We start from the raw sequence: 19,805 nt of genomic DNA on the forward strand, positions 1-19,805 counted from the left end.
CACGATATTAAATGATTTCGAGCATTATTTGATTACCAGCACTTGATCAAATATCACGCAGAATTTGCTGTTTATTAGGGTCAATCGCAAAAACGGACTGAGAGATGCTCAGTAATGCACTCATTTCGGGGGTGTTAACCTTGAAATCGCGGTGCGCCATAATGAGCGTGTAGCGTAGGTCAGATATTGGAATTGGGACAGTTTTAATGCCTGGGGCATGACGACTTATTTGGTAATTGGGAAGAATCGTCCAACATTCTGTTTGATGAAGCATTGCTAAAAATTGGTATACTGAATTTATTAGCCTATTCAAGTCGTGAATTTAATTTTCAAAATACAATCTCAGCCTTTGTTCTCTACTAAAGGCAGTCCTAAACTTCACAATAAAAGTGGTACAATAATCGTTAAATGATTAGGGAAGATGATGAGAAATGACCACTTTTGATGGTGAACCACTTAATATTTTACATACAATCGGACTAGATACTTTGTACCCAGTTGTTCGAATTGAGATTAATTTTCAAAAGTCGCTAGACCGAACTAGATTTGAGGCTGCCCTTTCGGCAGTTTGTGGTGTTGTGCCAGCACTGTGCTGTCGTTACGAACTGAGTACCAACCAGTGGGTATCGGTAACTGATGATCCTCGGACACTGATTCATGACCAGGTTACTGATGTGGATACCGACGCACAGAAGTGGGATCTCATGAAGGATCCACAGCTGCAGATCTATTGGAATGAAGAAAACGGCGGTCTTCGTTTAACGCTTTACATTAGCCATATTTTAACGGATGGTGCCGGTAGTAAGCAGTTACTGTATTTACTCGCGAAAGCCTATACTCAGGGGCCAGAAGCGCTTAAGAACGTGCACAATAGTCAAGATATTGGCTGGCTCGAAGAACTTGTCGCTCAGCATCAGCAGACACCAGGTCGCAAGACTGACCACCCAGATGAACCGCTATTGTTGCCGCACTTGGAAAAGCAGGGGTCACGCACATATCGTGTGGGGCATGTCACCTTCTCAAATGGCGCGACCAAGCAGTTGATTGCGGCTACTCATCAAGCTGAAATTACCGTTAATGATGTGGTGATGGCAGCCTTTGGTCGCGTCATGCAAAACTTTGCGGGTACGCATTCTATCGCGCTTGCTTGTCCAACCGATATGCGGCAGTTCACAACTGTACCAGAGGAAACGACACAGATTGCTAACATGACTTCCCGCTATAATTTAAATATTGATACTGAAATGACCGAACCATTATTGAAGTTGATCGAGCGGTTCCATAAAGAAATGACCAGCCTTAAGGATCAGCGGCAGTGTTTTGACTCTGTTGCCGGGCTGCTTAATAATTACCACACTAAAACGTTACCAGAACTTCAAAAGACGGTGGAAGATAACTATCACGTCCGGGAAGTTGCTTACACCAACTTTGGTATCATTGATGACCAGAAAGCGAAGTTTGGCGATGTTGCAATCAATAGTTTGATCGTGACAGGCGGTTTCCGTGAGGCACCGATGTTTCAGATTGCGGCGGGGACCTTTAACGGGCAGTTAACACTGGCCTTTAACATGCAAGGTACGGACGAAGAATTTAAATTTGGGGTGGCATTAGCTAATGACGTCGCCAATCTGATCCAGCAAATTTCATTGGCTGAACTTGTCCATTAATACTTTTATTCATGAAGAAATGACGTTATCCGCAAGTGATAACGCCATTTTTGCGTTTAAAATTAAATACTTAATGAGCGGGGCTCAGTATGCCCGAAGAAGGAATAACCATTGATGAACTGAAACTGTTTCGGAACTTTTTCGAAATGAATTTCCCCGTGGGACACATTCCGGTCACAATTTAATTCACGAGGTTATCATTGGCGTTTTAGTCCCGGGTCCGGCATAATAAGGTCATACAAAGCAAAGGGGATGTTGTTATGAAAGTCATCAACGTTAAATTAGCCGTGAAGCCAGGTCAACAAGCAGAATATGAAGCCTTTATTGACAAATTGGTTCAGGGTTCCCGTGCTGAAGCGGGAAATGTCAGTTACGATCATTTCAAAAAATTAGGCAGCGACACCGACTATGAAATTATTGAGCACTGGAAAGACGCCGCCGCAGTGGATTTCCATAACGAAACGCCGCACTTCAAAGCTTTTTTAGCTGGTGTCGGTGATTATCTGACAGCTGATCCTGTGATCTACCGAATGACTTATGGAGAATAGTTGAATTTTTCGTTTGAATCATGTGTGAGTTAAACCGTTTTAACATTATTAATTGATGATAAACTAAAACTTGCCCTGATGGTTGTTGATTGACAGCTATCGGGGCTATTTGCGTTGCAACAATTAAAACAGTCCAGATAGGCATGTCTACCTGGACTGCGAAACATATCATCTCAGCCAGCAAGCTGATAAAACACGTTCCGGTCTCGGCTCCAAACTGGGACAGTAGTTTGTGAACGTCGACTAGTATTTTATTGCGTTGGATAACAGTTAGAATGTTAGAGGACACTGCATGGGGTTCCAACGCAATCCGCGAAAAACGGTAAGGGAAGCAGCAGAAACCTACTGTTGCCTGTAACCAACTCTTCTGAATTGATTACGGTGGCATTTTAGCAAGTCGGTTCGAAAATGGCAACTATATACACTTGAGATTTTCAAGCTAAACCGTGGACTTTCCGGTAAAAGCAAGTAAAATACCATTTGCCAGAGAGATTTTGGCTCATCAGAAGAACGATGCTGCGCTCATGCACAAGAGAGAGAATGTGAGAACATGCGAAAAAAACTGAGTATCATTCTAGTCGTTTTAATCTTGTCACTAATTAATATCGCGCCGGTCGCCCACGCGGCCTACCCCTGTTAATCCATGGCGCTTTGAAACTGCTCAAGCAACCGTCCAAATTAAAACTGGGGCGTATTACACGTCGGTTTGGGAACGGGCAATTAACGTCTGGAATTCGAAACGGGTCTTTAAATTCACGATCGTTAAAGGACCCGCTCAAATTACGATTGTGCCTGCGCAAAGTGACGAGAATTCGCTGATTGCAAAAGATTACGTAGGGGTGGCCTACGTGGACCACGATGCCACTAAACGAATTATCAGTGTTCGGTTGCATCTTGTGCACACTTTGCTTAAGAAATACGCTTATACCACTAGTCAGCGGGTCAACGTAGCGGAGCACGAACTTGGCCATGCCATGGGGTTGGCGCATAATCCAATCAAACAAAGTGTGATGTATAAATCCACGCGCTATGTAAGTGTTCAGCCGGTTGATGTTGCCAATGTACGTTACCTCTATAGTCTGCCACCAGCTCAATACTTTATTAACACCGCCCAAACTTCTAGCACGGTTAATGCCAATAAGGATATTGTGACTGATTCGTGGATGAAAGTTATTTTTAATTCCCATGAAAGGGAGTCTGAACGAGTTGCTGGCACCGTGCATTAAACCGAAAATATTAGTCTAAAGGTGAATTTGTCGTCAGAATTTCAAGCGTTGCAACAGCATAAGAGGGGCGAGGAAAATGGTTAAATATCAAAGGGGCGCTAAACCCGTCAAACCAAGTCATGTCTTGATAGCTTCAGCATTATTCTCTAGTAGCCTATTATTCGGTTCGTTGTTGGTTAGCACTAAAGCTCATGCGGAAAATACGAATCTAGGTACCTCGACAAATGTGGATATGACACAGGACGTAGCCGGTATTCAAACCTCTGAGAAAGTCGCAACTGCTGGAGCTGGCTCTCAGAACAGTGCTGCTACACAAACTAATAGTACAGAACAGGCAAACGTTAGCTCATCTGCTGACGGTTCAGCTAGCAATAAATCGTCAATTTCGGACACCGCATTAACAACTGTCTCTCATTCAACTGAGACTAATGCACAGCAGCTTGAAAATGATCAATCAACTCCGGAACAGGTTCAAACACCGACTCCCAATTCGAATTCCACTCAGAATCAAACGACAGCTCAAAGTCAAAAGACGACGCAGCCCGAAGACCAAAGTGGCACCAGCCCAAACGCCAATGAAGTTGAGGCTAACTCAGCACCTGAAACTGCCAACAAGCAGGTCAACTCTTCAACTGACAATCAGTTAGCTACTGAAAGTGGGCAGCCAATTGAGAGCCAAGATACCGCTGCAAATCAGTCAACAACGAGTTCAGCACTTGATGATAGTACTATTCAAAATGCTGCGCAGTTTGCGTCTGATCCAGAGCAAATTGCTGCTGTGGCAGCTCAGACTTTAGCAGCGGTTGAAACAACTGCGCCAGCGCCATTAAGTGAAAACGTGATTCAAAAAGTAACGCTGAACGTACCGGTACCGGCAGATGGCACCAATGCGATTAAAGCTACGAATGCTTTCAACATTTCTACTTCTACTAATTTTTCGTACGTCAACGTGCATCCCAAAATGACGAGTGTCAGCCAGGGTAAGTGGCAGGGCTACGACTATGCAGCGGCAATTCCAGACGATGCCATTGGTACCGATCCAACGACCAAAGCCGCATACATCGACGAGTGGATGCCCGATACGGCGTTACAGTATCTGTTGTACACAACGGATTACGCGACTCAGTACAGTTCTTTTGCGACTTTTAGAAGCAATTTTAGCAAATCCAGTTTGAGTACCTTAACTGACTTTACCACCTTGAAGAATTTGCAAGAAACTGATCCCGTCAGTCACAACGCGACCACCTACTGGGCTCAGTTGATGCTTTACCTCCAAACGCTGGAAGGACTACAGTACGCTACTAATTTGCAGACCATCAATTTATCTGATGATAGTGACGTTACGCAAAAAGTTTACCAAGGCGCAACACATCACGGATACCTATGGGATATTACCGCGCTGGCAAACTTGCACAATCTCACGTCAGTTCAAATCGTTGATCAGATGGTTCAAGATGCCAGTCCTTTAAAGTCAATGAGCTTGAATAATTTTAATCTCAGCTTTAATGCCATTAGTGATGGGACCGGCGTTCAGGTGGCCTCGCCAAGTTCGCCAATGGGTGGCCTGCGCTATCAATACATTCCAGTAACACCATTGGTTTTACCCACTGGTACGACCAGCGTTCAGATTGACTACAACGTTTTTGGAGCAAATGGCCAGCCACGGGTAACGAAACCGTATAATGGCACGGCTTATCCGGGTGATAATGGTTATGCCGTCATTGCCAGTACGGCGGATGGGGCGAATGTGGGTGTGAACTCAGTTGTCTTTAGCAACCTCCTTAAACCACCGGCTGGGAAAATGGGCGTCCTGACCGTTTATGCCCCGTTTTTCGGGTACGATTCCGATGCGCCAAATGCTACACCTGATAGCTTTGAGGCTTATGTATTGATTCCGTACTACTTTGCTGATGGATACGGAAACGTGAATGTAAATTATCAGTTTCTGCAGGCTGACGGCCTACAGAAGGTGATTGGACCAACGGAAACGCTCGCCAATCCGGTGGGTACGACTTATGACTTAAATAACAACACCTATACCAATTACCCAATGAGCTACTTGACTGACCGATTAAATGGCAGGTATATCGTGTTAGATGGAACGGGAAAATACAGTGATTACGTTGCCCAAAACGGCTTAGCAAACTTAGTTCCGTCTACTGGCATAACTGCAGCAGGTGAGACAAATTTGACGGTACTTTTTGCAGATACAATTCCCGCCAGAGTGGCTTACGGGTATCAGGATGGCACGAATCTTGTTCCGATCAGTGAAGATAGTAGTGTGGATAACGACATCAATAGTGCCACTTTATTAACTAGCCTTGTGAAGACGATTCCCCACTATTCATTTGCCAGCATTAATATGGTTGACGCAAATGGCAATGTCACGCCGTTAAGTAGTACGACGTTACCATATCTAGTGGCAGGAAGCTACCTGCAAGTTGTTTATACAGCTGACAACATTACGATTCCGGTCAGCTACGTTGGACCAGATGGACAGACTATTCAAGCAAATGGTGAACTGACAGGTTTGTATAATCAAACCGTCACATCAAAACAGCTTCAGACTCAACAGATTGATATTTTCAATTACCGTTTTGACCACTTTGCGACGTCTGATGGGACACCAATTACTGGTCCAGTAACTTTTGCCGAGGTCGAGGGCGGCCTTCAAGCCGTTTACCGGAGTGGGCAGGTTAATTTACCAGTACGATATGTCAATGTTGACGGCGAATCAATTGCCACTGACGGGAAATTGTCAGGCGACTATAAGACGCCATTAACAGCAGATGAGTTAACTGGACTTCAAATCGATATTCCAAATTATCGCTTCGACCACTTTGCTGCGGCTGATGGGACACCGATCACATCGGCGGCTACCTTTGCGGATGTCGAAAATAATGGCATTCAGGCCGTTTACCGCAGCGGTCAGGTTAACTTGACGGTTAAATACACCACCGCGGATGGTCAAACCATTGCTGCGGACGGACAATTGTCAGGTGATTATAAGACGCCATTAACAGCAGATGAGTTAGCTGGACTTCAAATCGATATTCCGAATTATCGCTTCGACCACTTTGCGACTACTGATGGGACACCGATCACATTGGCGGTTACCTTTGCAGATGTCGAAAATAATGGCATTCAGGCAGTTTACCGCAGCGGTCTTGTCAATTTACCCGTGAAATACACCAATGTCGACGGTGAATCAATTGCACCAGATGGGCAATTGGACGGAATTTATAACTCAGTGGTTTCGGGAACTGCATTAATAGCACAGCAAATTGAAATCCCAGGTTATCGGTTTGATCATTTTACGACGGCGGATGGTTCACTAATCGTCGGTGACGTCACCTATGAAGATTTGCAGACAGGCTTGGTTGCCGTTTACAGAAGCAGTGATGTCACGGTTACCATTAAATTTATCGATCAGATCGGTAATCCAATTGCACCGGATATGACTTGGACTGGGAGCGATACAGACGTGGTTAATCAAACTGCATTTAATACCCAAGCTCAACCAATCAACGGCTATACCTTTAGAGAAGTTAGAAATACGAGTGGCACACAAATTACTATTCCGACGACCTTTGAACAACTGCCGACGACTCTGGTGTTCTTGTATAGTCGAAATATCGTGTCACCTGGGAATCCAAATACACTACCAATCGGCGGTAATTTCCCTGGTGATGATTCCTCCAATCCAGGGTCACCAGACACTGGCTCTCCGGATATGGGTTCACCAAGCACCGGTACTCCAGATACGGGATCACCAAGTAATCCTGTAACCTTCCCAACTAATCCTGCGACTAACCCGCCAGTAGTAGTTGAAAAGCCCGCACTGATGGGGCAGGTGATTTATGCCCTGAATTCACTTAAATTGTATAACGGCCCGGATTTTGAAACGAGTCAGGTCCTGACTAGTTACGAGAAGAAACCACGTATCTACCGGCCGCGATTTAAGGTCATCGGTTGGGCGTTGGACACACACCACCAACTTCGTTTTCAAGTTCGAGATATCAATGAAGAAAGTAGTACGTTTGGCTTAGTTGGATACGTCACGGCTGATCCATTGTTTGTCCGTGGTGCTTACTACCAAAGTGCCCCGGCTAAGATCACAGTCATTAATCCGGCGGGCATCAATGCATACTCATCGGTCAATCTGAGGGGTAAGCTCGTCCATTATCGACAGGGAACAGTCTTGCAGGTTAAACGCGTCATCATTGGACGCACAGCGACTCGGTTCGTTTTGCAAGACGGCAGTTACGTGACCGCTAATAAAACCTTGGTAAAAATGGGTAGCATTGAGATGCCACATTTCGCAGTGAAGACGCAGGCGTTGAACCGTTACGATGATCTGCAACTAACTAAGCCTAACCGGCACTATAAAACGATTGCGCCACAAACCTTCCGCATTAAGGGCTGGGATTACTCTGACGGTTACAACTATCACGTTAAATCGCTCAAACGGTATCTGGTGAGTGGCGGCTATATCACAGCATATTCGGTATTAGTTAAAGCCAAGTTTTAGCGTTATCTGAGGTTATCACTATCAAAAATAACCCCTGGCAGGTCATCGTAAATGATGCCTACCAGGGGTTTTGCTGATACTTTTATTAAATAATTTAGAATTGGCGTGGCTAGTTCTTGTTACACCGATGTCTGCGCTGCCGTATTTTAAGAATTAAATCAGCAATTTTCGCCCAATCAGTTGCCGTCGGTGGATTCGCCCAAATGACCTGTGGTAGTTTAATCTGTCGTGTGTAAAGGTCCGAGACATAAATATCAGTCTGGGATGTTAACCGGTTATCAACGGTTAATTGGGTACTATTAAAAGTCTTGAGCGAATCGATAACATAGTCGGTGTAAAGTGCACCCTGAGAGAAATCAACGCAAATATGAATCGGTTTTTCATTGAACGCTTGCGAAACCGAGTCAATCAGTGCAAACATGTAACTAAAATACAGGTTAGTTTTTGTTAATTCATTAAGTTCAATAACGCCATTCTTTTGTAAATCAGCGATCATTTGTGTCACTGTGCGATTAAATATCGGGTAAAGTTCAGCTAAAAATTTGGTTTTTCGTGAATCCGAGAAGGTTGGCCATTCAATGAAGAAGGTGACAAGCCTCAAGTGAATGGCCTGCAAGCGTGGTTTTAACTGAGTCATATCAACTGTAAATTGCTGATCTTCATTGACTTTTAAATGTCTGATAAACTGATCGGACAATTTGCCGATAGTTGGGAAATTATTCGCCGTTTTGACCATCTCAGCTTGACCGCAAAATCCCTGCGAGACTAAGAATAAGTAGAAGTAGTTAAATTCGGTATCACTGAATTCTTTCTTATCAGGTAAAATCGGTTTCAGTTGTGCCAGCAAACGTTGCCGGTTTGGTGAATCCGTAACTGCTGTAATCAGTCCCGCTGGCAACGCGTTACCATTGTTCATGCGTAGAAGCCAAATACGGGTGAAAGTAGCGAGCTTTGTGATTTCTGTCGGGCGCAAACCATTTTTCACGTGTGACTGAACCGCGTCAATAATGCTATTGACCTGGTCAGTCAATTCGTTAAAGGGTTGTTCACCCGTGCTATACATTGCATTATAGAATTGAAATAAACGGAGCCGGGTTATAAATTCAGCCTCATTAGGTTTCATATTTACCGGAAGGAAATGATTCTGGGTGAGGGCGCCATCGAGCTGATCCAAAGTGCGGTAAAACACCGAAGTACTCATATAGTTGGCGTCGATGTACTGCCGTTTTGTGAACTGATTGTCGTAGAAAAAGTGAAATTTAAAACCGGTATAGAGTGGTGCCCGGTGTAAATACAGGAGGGCGACTTTTTGCAGCACATAATCGTTCAGATTCTGTGCGTGCCAAGTCAGTTCTTCCGTTTCGACAATTTTAGACTTGTGTTGACCACTAACTTGTAATAGGTCTGCATTGATCAGTTCATAATGCTTATGTAGTTGGTAATTTGTAAAGTGGTTGGTCTTAGCAATTTGTCGCTTACTGATCACGTGGTCATCCCGGTGATTGAACGCTGTAAGAATATGGTAATTGATGGCGTCATTTTTTGTGAATAAGTAGCTATAGTCCATGTTGTTAGATCCCCCCACAAGTCTTACTAGTCGATTATAACTGAATTTCAAAGAAAATTGGTTGAAAACCAGAAATCTCAAGGCTTTTGGGTGTGTCGTTTTTTTGCCGTGGGCTTAAAATCGGGGGAAAAATCACTCTCTAGAGACCCCTTTAGAAAGGGATATAACACTGCTATCACGAGATTAATAAGAGCTGTCAGCTTTTGAAAATTATTTTTTCCGGAATATTTAACGTTAGTGGAAAAATAAGACAAACTTAAACTATTGAAACAAAAAATAAACTTTATATAATTTAAGTAATTATTTTACTAGTGGAGGTTTCCTCAAATTGCCCGGAATTAACCATCCTAAACAACATTCATCAAGATTAATTGATTTGACTGGCAAACGATTTGGCCGGTTGGTCGTGATCAAGAAGGCGCCGTCTTCAGCTAAAAACGGCAACGCTCGCTGGCTGTGTCGATGTGACTGTGGTAATCAAATCATTGTTGATAGCCAGAGTTTGAGACGCAAATCGACTCGAAGCTGCGGCTGTTTAAGACGAGAAATCAACCATCAACGAATGTTGAACAATAAAGTGTTTGATAAATATCAGGGTAACGCAAGCTCACTGAAGGATGGGCACGGCGTATTTTACTCTTCAATTCGGAAAACCAAACGCAACCATACCGGGGTGATTGGCGTTTCTTACGATTCCCATTACCATCGTTACGTTGCACGATTACGGTTTCATGGTAAGTACGTCTTGAATAAAACCTCAAATAATTTAGAGGAAGCCATTCAGATGCGATTGGCAGCCGAGCAAAAGTATTTTAAACGCCAAGTTCAACAAGTTCATTTTAATTAAGAATTGTTATTAACCCTTTTTGGGATTTGAATTTTTAGCTTGACAGCCGGGTAAGTTCGGGAACTTTACGAACTTATCCGGTTTTATTTGTGTTCAATATTTAATGTGGTTTTTTGAGTGGCGTTGGAATTTACTGGTGCGAAAACGAGCTTTGTTTCGATTCCACTTCCGCTAAATTATTTGGCCTTGAATCTCTACTTATCTTCTAATTAATTGAACAGAAAGACGGCGAACTTTTGCCTGCCGCGTGGGGTCTTCGATGCGTTTAACTAACGCCTCTACCGCGTCGTGCCCGATTTTTTCAGTGGGTTGCTTAACGGAAATCACCGGCTGTTTAAAATAGTTAAACCAGGCGGTATTATCAAAGGTCGCAACTTTAATATCAGTTCGGTTCAATAGCTTTAATTCATCCAAAACAACTTTTAGCAACGAAACATCGGCGGCAAAAATGGCATCACACTTTTGATCGATTAGCAATTTTCGCACGTAAGGCATTGCCTTAACTTGCTGAACGTCACTAATATAGAGCAAGTGGTTATCAACCGGAATTTGATACTCTGCTAGCGCTTGTTTGTAGCCTGTTACCCGCTCTGGACCAGAAGTTCGCACCCCACTAGCAATCATGCCAATTTTTGAGCTACCTTGACGAATCAATTCTTCAACGGCTAGTTTTGCGCCAAACTCATTATTGACCAACAGCGTATCAAACTGCGGCCTGTCTGAAGACGGTGCGCGGTCGAAAAAAACGGTTGGGGTGTTACCAAGTAATTTCTGATAATCCATCGTTTCATCGGTACTGGCAATTATCAGGCCGGCCACGTTATAGTTTCGAAGCATTTTAATGGCGTTTCGCTCCTTAAAAGGGTCTTCGTCCGAGTTCATGATGAGAACCGTATAATCATTTTGGGTAGCCTGATCCTGAATGGCACGAGTGATATCTTTAAAGTAATCATTGGCGGCGTCTGAAACAATCACCCCAATCATTTTAGCTTGCTGGGAACGCATGTTGCGAGCAAACATGCTTGGCCGGTAACCTGAACGGGTAACGATTCGCTGAATCCGTTCCTTAGTTTGACGACTGATGCCTGGACGATCGTTAAGAGCCCGCGAGACGGTTGCAATGGACACCCCGGCAAGTTTGGCGATTTGCTGGATCGTGAGATGGTCGTTTTCTTCATTCATAATTAATCTGACCTTCTTTCATGCAATGAATATTTTGGTTGCTACTTACTCGCTTTTAACGCGATTAAATTAACTTTCAAGTCCTATTCCATTCTTATTTTAAATCAAATCTTGTGAAGATGGTAAAATTTCGGAAACGTTTACGTAGCTTACGAACGGTGTCGTCATAAGCAAAGCTGTATTTTCTGAAAAAAGAAGGTTTGTGAAATGGTATTCAATTTTCGATTTTGAGGGTTGCATCATGATAATCTATTACTTGAAAACGATTACAGCAAATACTTTGAAGAGTGGTGAAAAACATGCTATTAGGAAGCATTGAGGCTGGTGGGACGAAGTTTGTCTGCGCGGTTGGTAATGAAGATTATCGCGTTCAGCGTAAGATTCAATATCCAACCACTAACCCCAAGGATACGGTTCAGCAGGCAATTGACTTTTTTAAGCAATTTCCAGATTTAAAAGCTATCTCAATTGCTTCGTTTGGACCAATTGAAATCCGGAAGCACGCCAAGTACTACGGATACATTACTGATACACCCAAGCCAGGTTGGGCGCAGTTTAATTTCTTAGGAATGTTGAAGGACGCTTTTGATCTGCCAATCTATTGGACGACTGACGTTAACGGTTCAGCTTACGGTGAATACGTGATGTCGACACTGTTCAACGAAAAGATCGATGCCTTGACCTACTATACAATTGGCACGGGTGTCGGTGCTGGGACGGTTGTTGACGGTAAATTCATTGGCACACTGGGCCATCCCGAAATGGGGCACGTCAGGTTGAAACGCCATCCGGACGATTTGGACTTTAAAGGTATCTGTCCATATCATGGTGACTGCCTAGAAGGGTTGGTTTCTGGGCCAACCTTTGAAGCCCGGACCGGTAAGAAGGGTAAGGATGTCCCGTTGACCGATCATGTTTGGGATATCATGGCCTATTACGTTGGTCAGGCTGCCCTGCAAACAACGCTGGCAATTCGACCGCAAAAGATTGTTTTTGGTGGCGGGGTCGTCAGTGAGGCCTTCTTGAAAAAGGTTCGCCAACAATTTGATCAACTGATGAACGGTTATCAAAACGTTGGTAAACTAGAAGATTACATCACTATGCCACTGGCAAAGAATAATGGTTCAGCTACGATTGGCAATTTTGCATTAGCCTATCGCGAATCTAATAAATAATTAAGAGGAGTTTTTAAATATGAAGAGTTTAGTATTAACTGCAACAAAACACATGGAAATCCAAGACGCTGAAAAGCCAACCCCTAAAGCTGACGAGATCCTAGTCAACACTAAGTATGCCGGCATCTGTGGTACTGACCACGCTTTATATAACGGCTTGCCTGGTTCGGCTAACGCCGTGCCACCAATCGTGTTAGGCCACGAAAACTCAGGTATCGTGGCGGCTGTTGGTGCCGACGTTGAAGGTTTCAAGGAAGGCGACCGTGTCACTGTTGACCCTAATATCTACTGTGGTAAGTGCTTCTATTGCCGCACGGGTCGTCCAGAGCTTTGTGACAACCTGTCAGCCGTTGGTGTGACTCGTAATGGTGGTCTGGAAAACTATTTCACTGCCCCAGCAAAAGTCGTTTACCATTTGCCTGACAACGTTTCATTGAAAGCTGGCGCCACTACTGAACCAATTTCATGCGCTGTTCATGGTGTTCAACTACTAAAGTTGACGCCGTATCAAAAGGCATTAGTAATCGGTGATGGCTTTATGGGCCAGTTATTCGTTCAAATCTTACAAGCCTATGGTGTTCACCAAGTTGACTTAGCTGGAATCGTTGATTCAAAGCTGAAGTTAAACAAGGACAAGTTTGGTGTCACTAACATCTTCAACACGACCCGTGATGAGTTACCTTCAGGCTATGATGTTGTGATCGAAGCCGTTGGTTTGCCATCGACTCAAGAACAAGCCATTGAAGCAACTCGTAAGGGTGCTCAAGTTTTGATGTTTGGTGTCGGTAAACCAGATCAACACTTCTCAATGAACACCTACGAAGTTTATCAAAAGCAACTGACCATCCAAGGTTCATTTATCAATCCGAATGCTTTTGAAGACTCGATCGCACTGCTTGAAAGCGGCAAAGTCAACGTTGAACCATTGATTAGCCACGAACTCGATTTGTCACAAGTTGCTGACGTACTCGAAGGTAAGGTCAAGGATGTTTCGAAGGCGGTTGTCAAGGTCGATTAAGGAGTGAAACAGCATGAAATTAACTGATTATGTAGATGGTATTCAACACGTGGGGATTCCAGCCGTTGATCTGGATGAAACAATGGCTTTTTACCAGAAATTAGGTTTTGATGTTGCAGGCCTGTTCCACAATGGTGAAAACCGCTGTGCGTTCATGCACCTGGGTAACTTGATTATCGAAACTTGGGAGGGTGACCCAACTGCTAAAGTGGACGGCGCAATCAACCATATCTCGTTAAATACAACCGATATTGAATCCGCCTTTAAGGCGGTTAAAGAACTTGGCGTTAAGATGTTGGATGATGAGATCCAATCCATTCCAACGTTTTGGAGTCACGGTATTCGGTTCTTCAATATTCAGGGACCGAACCACGAAAAGATTGAATTTTGTGAGAAGTTGACGGCATAGTGAAGAAGGAGTCTGAAGAAAAAATGAAGATTGCTGAGGAACCGGCAACAACCTCCAAACGTACGATTAGTATGACGTCCTCGTTAGTGTACTTCGTCATTTCGCTGGTTTTCAACTCGTTTGGTAATGTCTTGACACTAGTGACTAGTAGCCATATCCACCCACAATTTTTGGGATCGGCTTACTGGACGGCGGCGGAAGCCAACTTAGGCCACGCCATTTTGGGTAATAATTCGACGGCGTTATTTTGGGCCTTCCTGGTACTAGGAATGATGATTTCGTTTTTAAACGCGATCTTAATGCACGAATTAGACTGGCATCGAATCTTTGGTAATTTTCTATTCCTGTTACCATTTTCCATCTTTATCCAATGGTTCTCGAATATTTTTAACCAAATTATGCCAGATGCGACAACCACACCCATGGTAGTCATCTATATTCTGATCAACTTCATTGGCGTGATTTTTATTGGAACTGCCATCTCCATTTACCAACGCGTAAACTTGGTCTTGCATCCAGCTGATGATCTAACTCAAATTTTGCGTTTTCGATACTTCCATGGTAATGCCACCATTGCCATGTGGGTTTCGTACGTGCCACCGACAATCATGGCACTGATTGCAGTGCTCATGACTGGCACAATCACCAACTTCGGTCTTGGGACTTTATTTGCCTTCCTATTCCAAGGCAGTGTCACTGGGATCGCCGACCGCATCGTATTCCCTAAACTAAAACACGAAGCGTTGGATGTTGGTCGTTAATCGATAGTTTTTCAACCCAAAGAGACTCACCAGTTCAATAACTGATGGGTCTTTTTGGGTTTGAAGTGACCTTCTTCAAAGGCGTCAATTTTGATTGAATAGTTCGATTCCTTCAGTTGTGCTATACTGAGGCTCAATAAAATAGTTAAAGGGGCACAAATAAATGGCACAAAAAGCATTATCAGAATACCAAGCCGATATTCCGGCGGTCAGTCAATTGTTGGCGGATGAGGAATCAATGCAGCAATTCTTTGATGACCTCACACCGGGCTATCAACGTGAATGGGCCAGGTTTATTTTTGGGGCTAAGGCAGAAGCGACAAAGCAACGCCACATTGAAGTTATGAAGACTGTATTTAAGGCGGGGTTTAAGTCGAAACGAGCTTATGATTCCAGGCAAAAGTAATGTGAGAGCGGAGTGCGATTTGCCAACTTGACGGTCTGTTTGCATGATTACGATAACCCGTGATCAAAAACTTAATATCAAATTCAGGTGAGCCTTTTTCTAATCAATTTCATCTATTTATAATTTATACTACCATTTAAAGATGGTAGTATTTTTGATTAAACGCTAACATTATTGAAACAGGGGATTATAATCATTAATAAATAGGTAGAAATCTTTAAAAATTTAATCATCCTTTCCTTGAGATTGATCAATAAGTTTTGGTAGACTTTACATAAGCTATTTGTAAATATATCAGATCAGTCAATTTTGTTTGGAGGACGACAAAATGAAGACGAAAAAGTTGACGTTACACTTGGTTGTAAGCGGATTCTTGATGGGGACAGCCTTGACAGCAGGCATATTTTTGCGGCCATTCAATGAGGAAGTGATTCAGGCTGCGACGCAGGAGATAGCGCCAACCATAACCCTAGATGCTAGCAATGCCGAGGTGGATGATAGTGGGGTGCTATCTTTAAAAGAGCCACAGACAATTATGGATGAATTCAAAAACGGCGGATGTCTGGTTATTCCAGCACGTTTAGACAGGCGAATAGTGAAGACGATTGGTCAGCGAACATTTTTAAATGCCAATACTTTAAAATGTCCCGGGATTGAAAAGGTTATATTGCCAGACACTGTCACAACGATTGGGGATGGTGCCTTTGCATTTAACCAAATTCGTCAAATCGATTTAGCACACGTTGCCACTATTGGGTATCAGGCCTTTTCACAAAATAAGTTAGAACAAATCGACCTGACTAGTGTTCAGCAAGTTGGGGCCTTTGCCTTTACCGATAATCGAATCACTTCAATTCATTTCCCAACTGATATGACTACGGTTTCGGTGGGGGAGAACGCTTTTGGGTTTCAGTTTTTCGATAAGCCTTCAGATACTTCGACAGCTAAGATGATCCAGGTGAACTATACGGATAATTTAAAGTTTGCAACCGTTGTGCAGGGTGTCGGGTTAACCATTACCTCAGGAACTACATCATTAGTTAGTGATGATGACTTCATTTTCAGTCATGAATTCACGCCAGCAGATAACGTAGTGGCCAACGCTCAACTGGGCCAATTTGAAGGGATGACTGATGGGGTTGCCTTTTACAGAACCATGTTGACCTCCAAAGCAAACCTTGGAAATTACACCATTTTACTTGGCATCCTACCAGTTAAAGAAGTCCCACCGGTGATCGTGCCACCTGAGGAAAATGGTGGTGACCCGCAGTTGCCCGATCCGAACCCGGGTCCCAAGCCAGACCCGAATCAGCCAGATACTCAGATCAAAGTGAAGTATCCTTACGCCGTTTATGCCAAGCGAGCCATGCGACTGCACGGCAACGTCAACCTCACTAAACCGCTGCACTCATACAAACAGCAGCCACGGACTAAAGCCCCAAGTTTCAAAGTTTTGGGGGTTGATTACTCTAAGCACGGCACAAAACGGTACCGAGTCAAGGGTGGTTACATTACGGCTAACCCGAAGTTCGTGACGAATCTGTATTATCAATCTAATACCAAGAACATCTTGCCCCTGGTGAAAAAGATATTTGGTTACCCTAGGAGTAAATTAACGAAGAGTCAAAGAATGGGTAGCTACAAGAAGGGTCAAGTTCTCCGTGTGCGCAGACTCGTGACCCGTGGAAAAATCACCCGATATCAGCTAACTAACGGTCAATATGTCACTGCCAATAAGCAGTTGGTCGGCTGGACGAAGTAATAAATACTTTAAAAAATAACCCCACAAGGATGTTTGCTGCATTCAAATGGGGTTATTTTTTTGAAATTAGCGTTGACGGATCGAAAAAGTGAGTATATACTCACTAGTGAGTAATCAATCACTTACCTAAATTGAATGGAGGGATTCAAATGACAAACGCAATTATTGATTTAACCCATTTAGTAAAAAAATTCGGCAAGCAAACCGTTTTAAAAGATATCAACTTACAGGTGATGTCCGGCGAAATCGTTGGACTGATCGGACCATCTGGTGCCGGGAAATCAACCGTAATCAAAACGGCGCTTGGTATGGAGTTAGCTGATGGCGGCAGCGCCACGGTATTTGGCAAAGTCATGCCAAATCGTCAGTTGCTTGCTCGAATTGGTTATATGGCACAGACGGATGCTTTGTATGAAACGCTTTCTGGCCGCGAAAACTTAAAGTTTTATGCGCAAATGAAGGGGATTCACAAATCTGAAATCAGCGATTCAATCTCTCATGTGGCTGACGTGGTTAACCTGGCCGACGATCTGGATAAACGAGTCAGTGGTTATTCTGGTGGGATGATGCGGCGTTTGTCGTTAGCAATTGCGTTACTGGGTAATCCCGAATTATTAATTTTAGACGAACCAACGGTGGGCATCGATCCAGCGTTAAGACGTCAAATTTGGAAGGAATTAAATGCCATTCGTGATGAAGAGCGCAGTATTCTGATCACGACGCACGTCATGGATGAAGCGGAACTCTGTGATAAAGTAGCCCTGCTACTGGGCGGAAAAGTGATTGCATTTGACGAACCAGTCGTCCTTAAGATGCAATACAAAGTGGATTCAATTGAAGAAGTATTTTTGAAGGCGGAAGGTGAATTCAAATGAGAACGATTGCGATAATGAACCGGGTCATTAAAGAATTACTACGTGACAAACGGACCCTGGCACTGATGTTTTTGGCACCGATCTTAATTCTCTGGCTGATGAGTGTGATTTTTACGGCCAATTCGACCACCAATGTGAACGTTGGAACGGTCGCTATTTCAAGTAGTGTTTCGACGAATTTAAATCAGGTTAAGCACGTGAATGTGAAGCATTATCAGTCCACAAAAACTGCTCGTAAGGCGCTAAAAGATGATAAAATAGATGCCATCATTCACAAATCTGGAAATGATTACACAATCACTCACGCCAACACTGACTCGAGCAAAACCTCCGCGGTTAAGATGGCCTTTAGGAGCGCTTTAGTTGCCGCCAACGTGAAGACCATGAAGACTCAACTCGGAGCTGCAAAGGCGACGATCAACAAGCTGCAAAAGATGCTGCCAGTCCAAGCACAGCAAAAATTGCGCGCTCAATCTCAGGGACAGGTCTCAGCATCAAAGCAAAGTGCATCGCCTAAAATTACTAACCATTACGTTTATGGGGATTCAAGTACCGGGTTCTTTGATAAAATGTTGCCAATTCTAATGGGCTTCTTCGTGTTCTTCTTTGTTTTCCTGATTTCTGGCATGGCGCTTCTGAAGGAACGAACCAGTGGCACCCTTTCACGGCTGCTTGCCACGCCAGTTAAGCGCTCAGAGATCGTTTTCGGTTACATGGCTAGCTACGGGATCTTGGCAGTTTTTCAAACTATTTTGATTGTTGTGGCGACAATTTGGTTGCTCGGTGTAGAAGTGGTCGGCAGTGTATTTAACATCATTATCATCAATTTGATACTAGCTTTGGTTGCACTGGCCTTTGGTATCTTACTTTCAACCTTCGCTAATTCCGAGTTCCAGATGATGCAATTTATTCCACTGGTTGTTATTCCGCAAGTCTTTTTCTCAGGAATCATTCCAATGGATTCAATGGCCAGTTGGATCAAGGATATTTCCTATGTCATTCCAATTAAATATTCTGGGGATGCCGTAACCGGGATCATGATGCAGGGTAAAAATTTGACCTCGTTTGGGCTGGACATTGGCGTGTTACTGATTTTCCTTGTTGTCTTGACCATTTTAAACGTGGTCGGTCTCAAACGTTATCGTAAAGTATAGGGGGGTGTAAAAATGGAACCGGAAATTTCTGTTAGTTATTCTGAATGGTTAGATGGGCAAAAGATGCCAGCTGGTAAGCGTTCAGCAATGAAATCCGCGCTGGAATTATTTGCCAAGCAGGGTTTTGACGGCACTTCAACCATGGCAATTGCGAAAAATGCTGGCATTAGTCAGGCGACGATCTTTAAGTATTTTAAAACAAAGGATGATCTGTTGCAGGCCATTTTAGAGCCCCTTTTAGGGCATTTATTTCCCAATTACCGTGACGAGTTCTTGGGCCATTTTCCGAAGTTACAAACACTGCGCGATGAGATTCACTATTTTATTCGTAACCGATTCGATTTTGTAGAAGAAAATTCTCAAGTGACCATGATATTGATCAGTCAGGTCATGACCAATAAAGAGATGCTCAGTCATTTTTATGATCTGCTCTCAGCCAGTTCTCCACAGTTTTTGACGCAAATTTACAGTCGGCTAAAAAAAACGGGTGGCTTGCGAGAAGATGCGTCACCATTGGTTGTCTTTCGCACTATGGTCAGTTTAGTACTCGGTTACTTTTTACAACGTAATTTACTGGCCCCAGATCTAACAATTGATGAAGATGCCGATTTGCAGCAAATTGAAGATATCATCATGCGGGCCATCGGCAAACCGGGTCAATGAACTGATTAGCTATT

General features: G+C 43.6%; 16 protein-coding genes. 14 read left to right on the top strand and 2 right to left on the bottom strand.

The annotated features are described in order from the left end of the window. Positions 1–431: 431 nt before the first annotated feature. The 4 genes from GM612_RS07855 to GM612_RS07870 all read left to right on the top strand — a co-directional run bounded on the left by GM612_RS07855 (position 432) and on the right by GM612_RS07870 (position 7,972). Positions 432–1,667 (top strand): condensation domain-containing protein, encoded by a 1,236-nt coding sequence (locus GM612_RS07855; protein ID WP_155431832.1) that lies wholly within the window; start codon positions 432–434, stop codon positions 1,665–1,667. A 260-nt stretch (positions 1,668–1,927) separates the two neighbouring features. After that, positions 1,928–2,215: a putative quinol monooxygenase gene (locus GM612_RS07860; RefSeq protein ID WP_155431833.1), complete on the top strand. Its 288-nt coding sequence runs from the start codon at positions 1,928–1,930 to the stop codon at positions 2,213–2,215. A 677-nt stretch (positions 2,216–2,892) separates the two neighbouring features. Next, a complete protein-coding gene (locus GM612_RS07865; protein WP_343031854.1) occupies positions 2,893–3,441 on the top strand; it encodes a matrixin family metalloprotease in 549 nt (182 codons plus the stop codon). Positions 3,442–3,517: 76 nt separating this feature from the next. After that, positions 3,518–7,972 carry a MucBP domain-containing protein gene (locus tag GM612_RS07870; protein ID WP_155431835.1) on the top strand — a complete coding sequence of 1,485 codons (4,455 nt, stop codon included), beginning with the start codon at positions 3,518–3,520 and terminating at the stop codon, positions 7,970–7,972. A gap of 109 nt (positions 7,973–8,081) precedes the next feature. Here the strand turns inward: GM612_RS07870 and GM612_RS07875 are convergent, their stop codons facing one another. Beyond that, positions 8,082–9,539: a hypothetical protein gene (locus tag GM612_RS07875; RefSeq protein ID WP_155431836.1), complete on the bottom strand. Its 1,458-nt coding sequence runs from the start codon at positions 9,537–9,539 to the stop codon at positions 8,082–8,084. Between the two features lie 328 nt (positions 9,540–9,867). Here GM612_RS07875 and GM612_RS07880 point away from each other — a divergent pair, with 328 nt between their 5' ends. After that, positions 9,868–10,386 carry an AP2 domain-containing protein gene (locus GM612_RS07880; protein WP_155431837.1) on the top strand — a complete coding sequence of 173 codons (519 nt, stop codon included), beginning with the start codon at positions 9,868–9,870 and terminating at the stop codon, positions 10,384–10,386. Positions 10,387–10,584: 198 nt separating this feature from the next. On the opposite strand, the gene GM612_RS07885 is transcribed toward GM612_RS07880, so the two are convergent. Continuing rightward, entirely contained in the window at positions 10,585–11,568 is a 984-nt protein-coding gene (locus tag GM612_RS07885) for a LacI family DNA-binding transcriptional regulator (RefSeq protein WP_155431838.1), read from the bottom strand. A gap of 299 nt (positions 11,569–11,867) precedes the next feature. Between GM612_RS07885 and scrK the strand changes: the two genes are divergently transcribed. The 9 genes from scrK to GM612_RS07930 all read left to right on the top strand — a co-directional run bounded on the left by scrK (position 11,868) and on the right by GM612_RS07930 (position 19,791). Then, on the top strand, positions 11,868–12,743 hold the full coding sequence (gene scrK, locus GM612_RS07890; protein WP_155431839.1) for a fructokinase ScrK: 876 nt from the start codon (positions 11,868–11,870) through the stop codon (positions 12,741–12,743). Between the two features lie 19 nt (positions 12,744–12,762). Further along, on the top strand, positions 12,763–13,761 hold the full coding sequence (locus GM612_RS07895; RefSeq protein ID WP_155431840.1) for a zinc-dependent alcohol dehydrogenase family protein: 999 nt from the start codon (positions 12,763–12,765) through the stop codon (positions 13,759–13,761). A 13-nt stretch (positions 13,762–13,774) separates the two neighbouring features. Further along, positions 13,775–14,170, top strand: a complete 396-nt coding sequence (locus tag GM612_RS07900; protein ID WP_155431841.1) for a VOC family protein — start codon at positions 13,775–13,777, stop codon at positions 14,168–14,170. A gap of 23 nt (positions 14,171–14,193) precedes the next feature. Further along, positions 14,194–14,931: a DUF6198 family protein gene (locus GM612_RS07905; RefSeq protein WP_155431842.1), complete on the top strand. Its 738-nt coding sequence runs from the start codon at positions 14,194–14,196 to the stop codon at positions 14,929–14,931. A gap of 163 nt (positions 14,932–15,094) precedes the next feature. Continuing rightward, positions 15,095–15,337, top strand: a complete 243-nt coding sequence (locus GM612_RS07910) for a YdeI/OmpD-associated family protein (protein ID WP_155431843.1) — start codon at positions 15,095–15,097, stop codon at positions 15,335–15,337. Positions 15,338–15,665: 328 nt separating this feature from the next. Then, complete coding sequence (locus GM612_RS07915; RefSeq protein ID WP_155431844.1) at positions 15,666–17,099, top strand: DUF5776 domain-containing protein; 1,434 nt, start codon at positions 15,666–15,668, stop codon at positions 17,097–17,099. A 149-nt stretch (positions 17,100–17,248) separates the two neighbouring features. Then, positions 17,249–17,974 (top strand): ABC transporter ATP-binding protein, encoded by a 726-nt coding sequence (locus GM612_RS07920; protein WP_155431845.1) that lies wholly within the window; start codon positions 17,249–17,251, stop codon positions 17,972–17,974. Then, positions 17,971–19,128, top strand: a complete 1,158-nt coding sequence (locus GM612_RS07925; RefSeq protein ID WP_155431846.1) for an ABC transporter permease — start codon at positions 17,971–17,973, stop codon at positions 19,126–19,128. Before GM612_RS07920 ends, GM612_RS07925 begins: the two co-directional genes overlap by 4 nt. Before the next feature lie 12 nt (positions 19,129–19,140). Further along, on the top strand, positions 19,141–19,791 hold the full coding sequence (locus GM612_RS07930) for a TetR/AcrR family transcriptional regulator (protein WP_155431847.1): 651 nt from the start codon (positions 19,141–19,143) through the stop codon (positions 19,789–19,791). The last annotated feature ends 14 nt before the right edge of the window (positions 19,792–19,805 follow it).

Source organism: Secundilactobacillus folii, from assembly GCF_009720675.1.
Classification (GTDB): Bacteria; Bacillota; Bacilli; order Lactobacillales; family Lactobacillaceae; genus Secundilactobacillus; species Secundilactobacillus folii.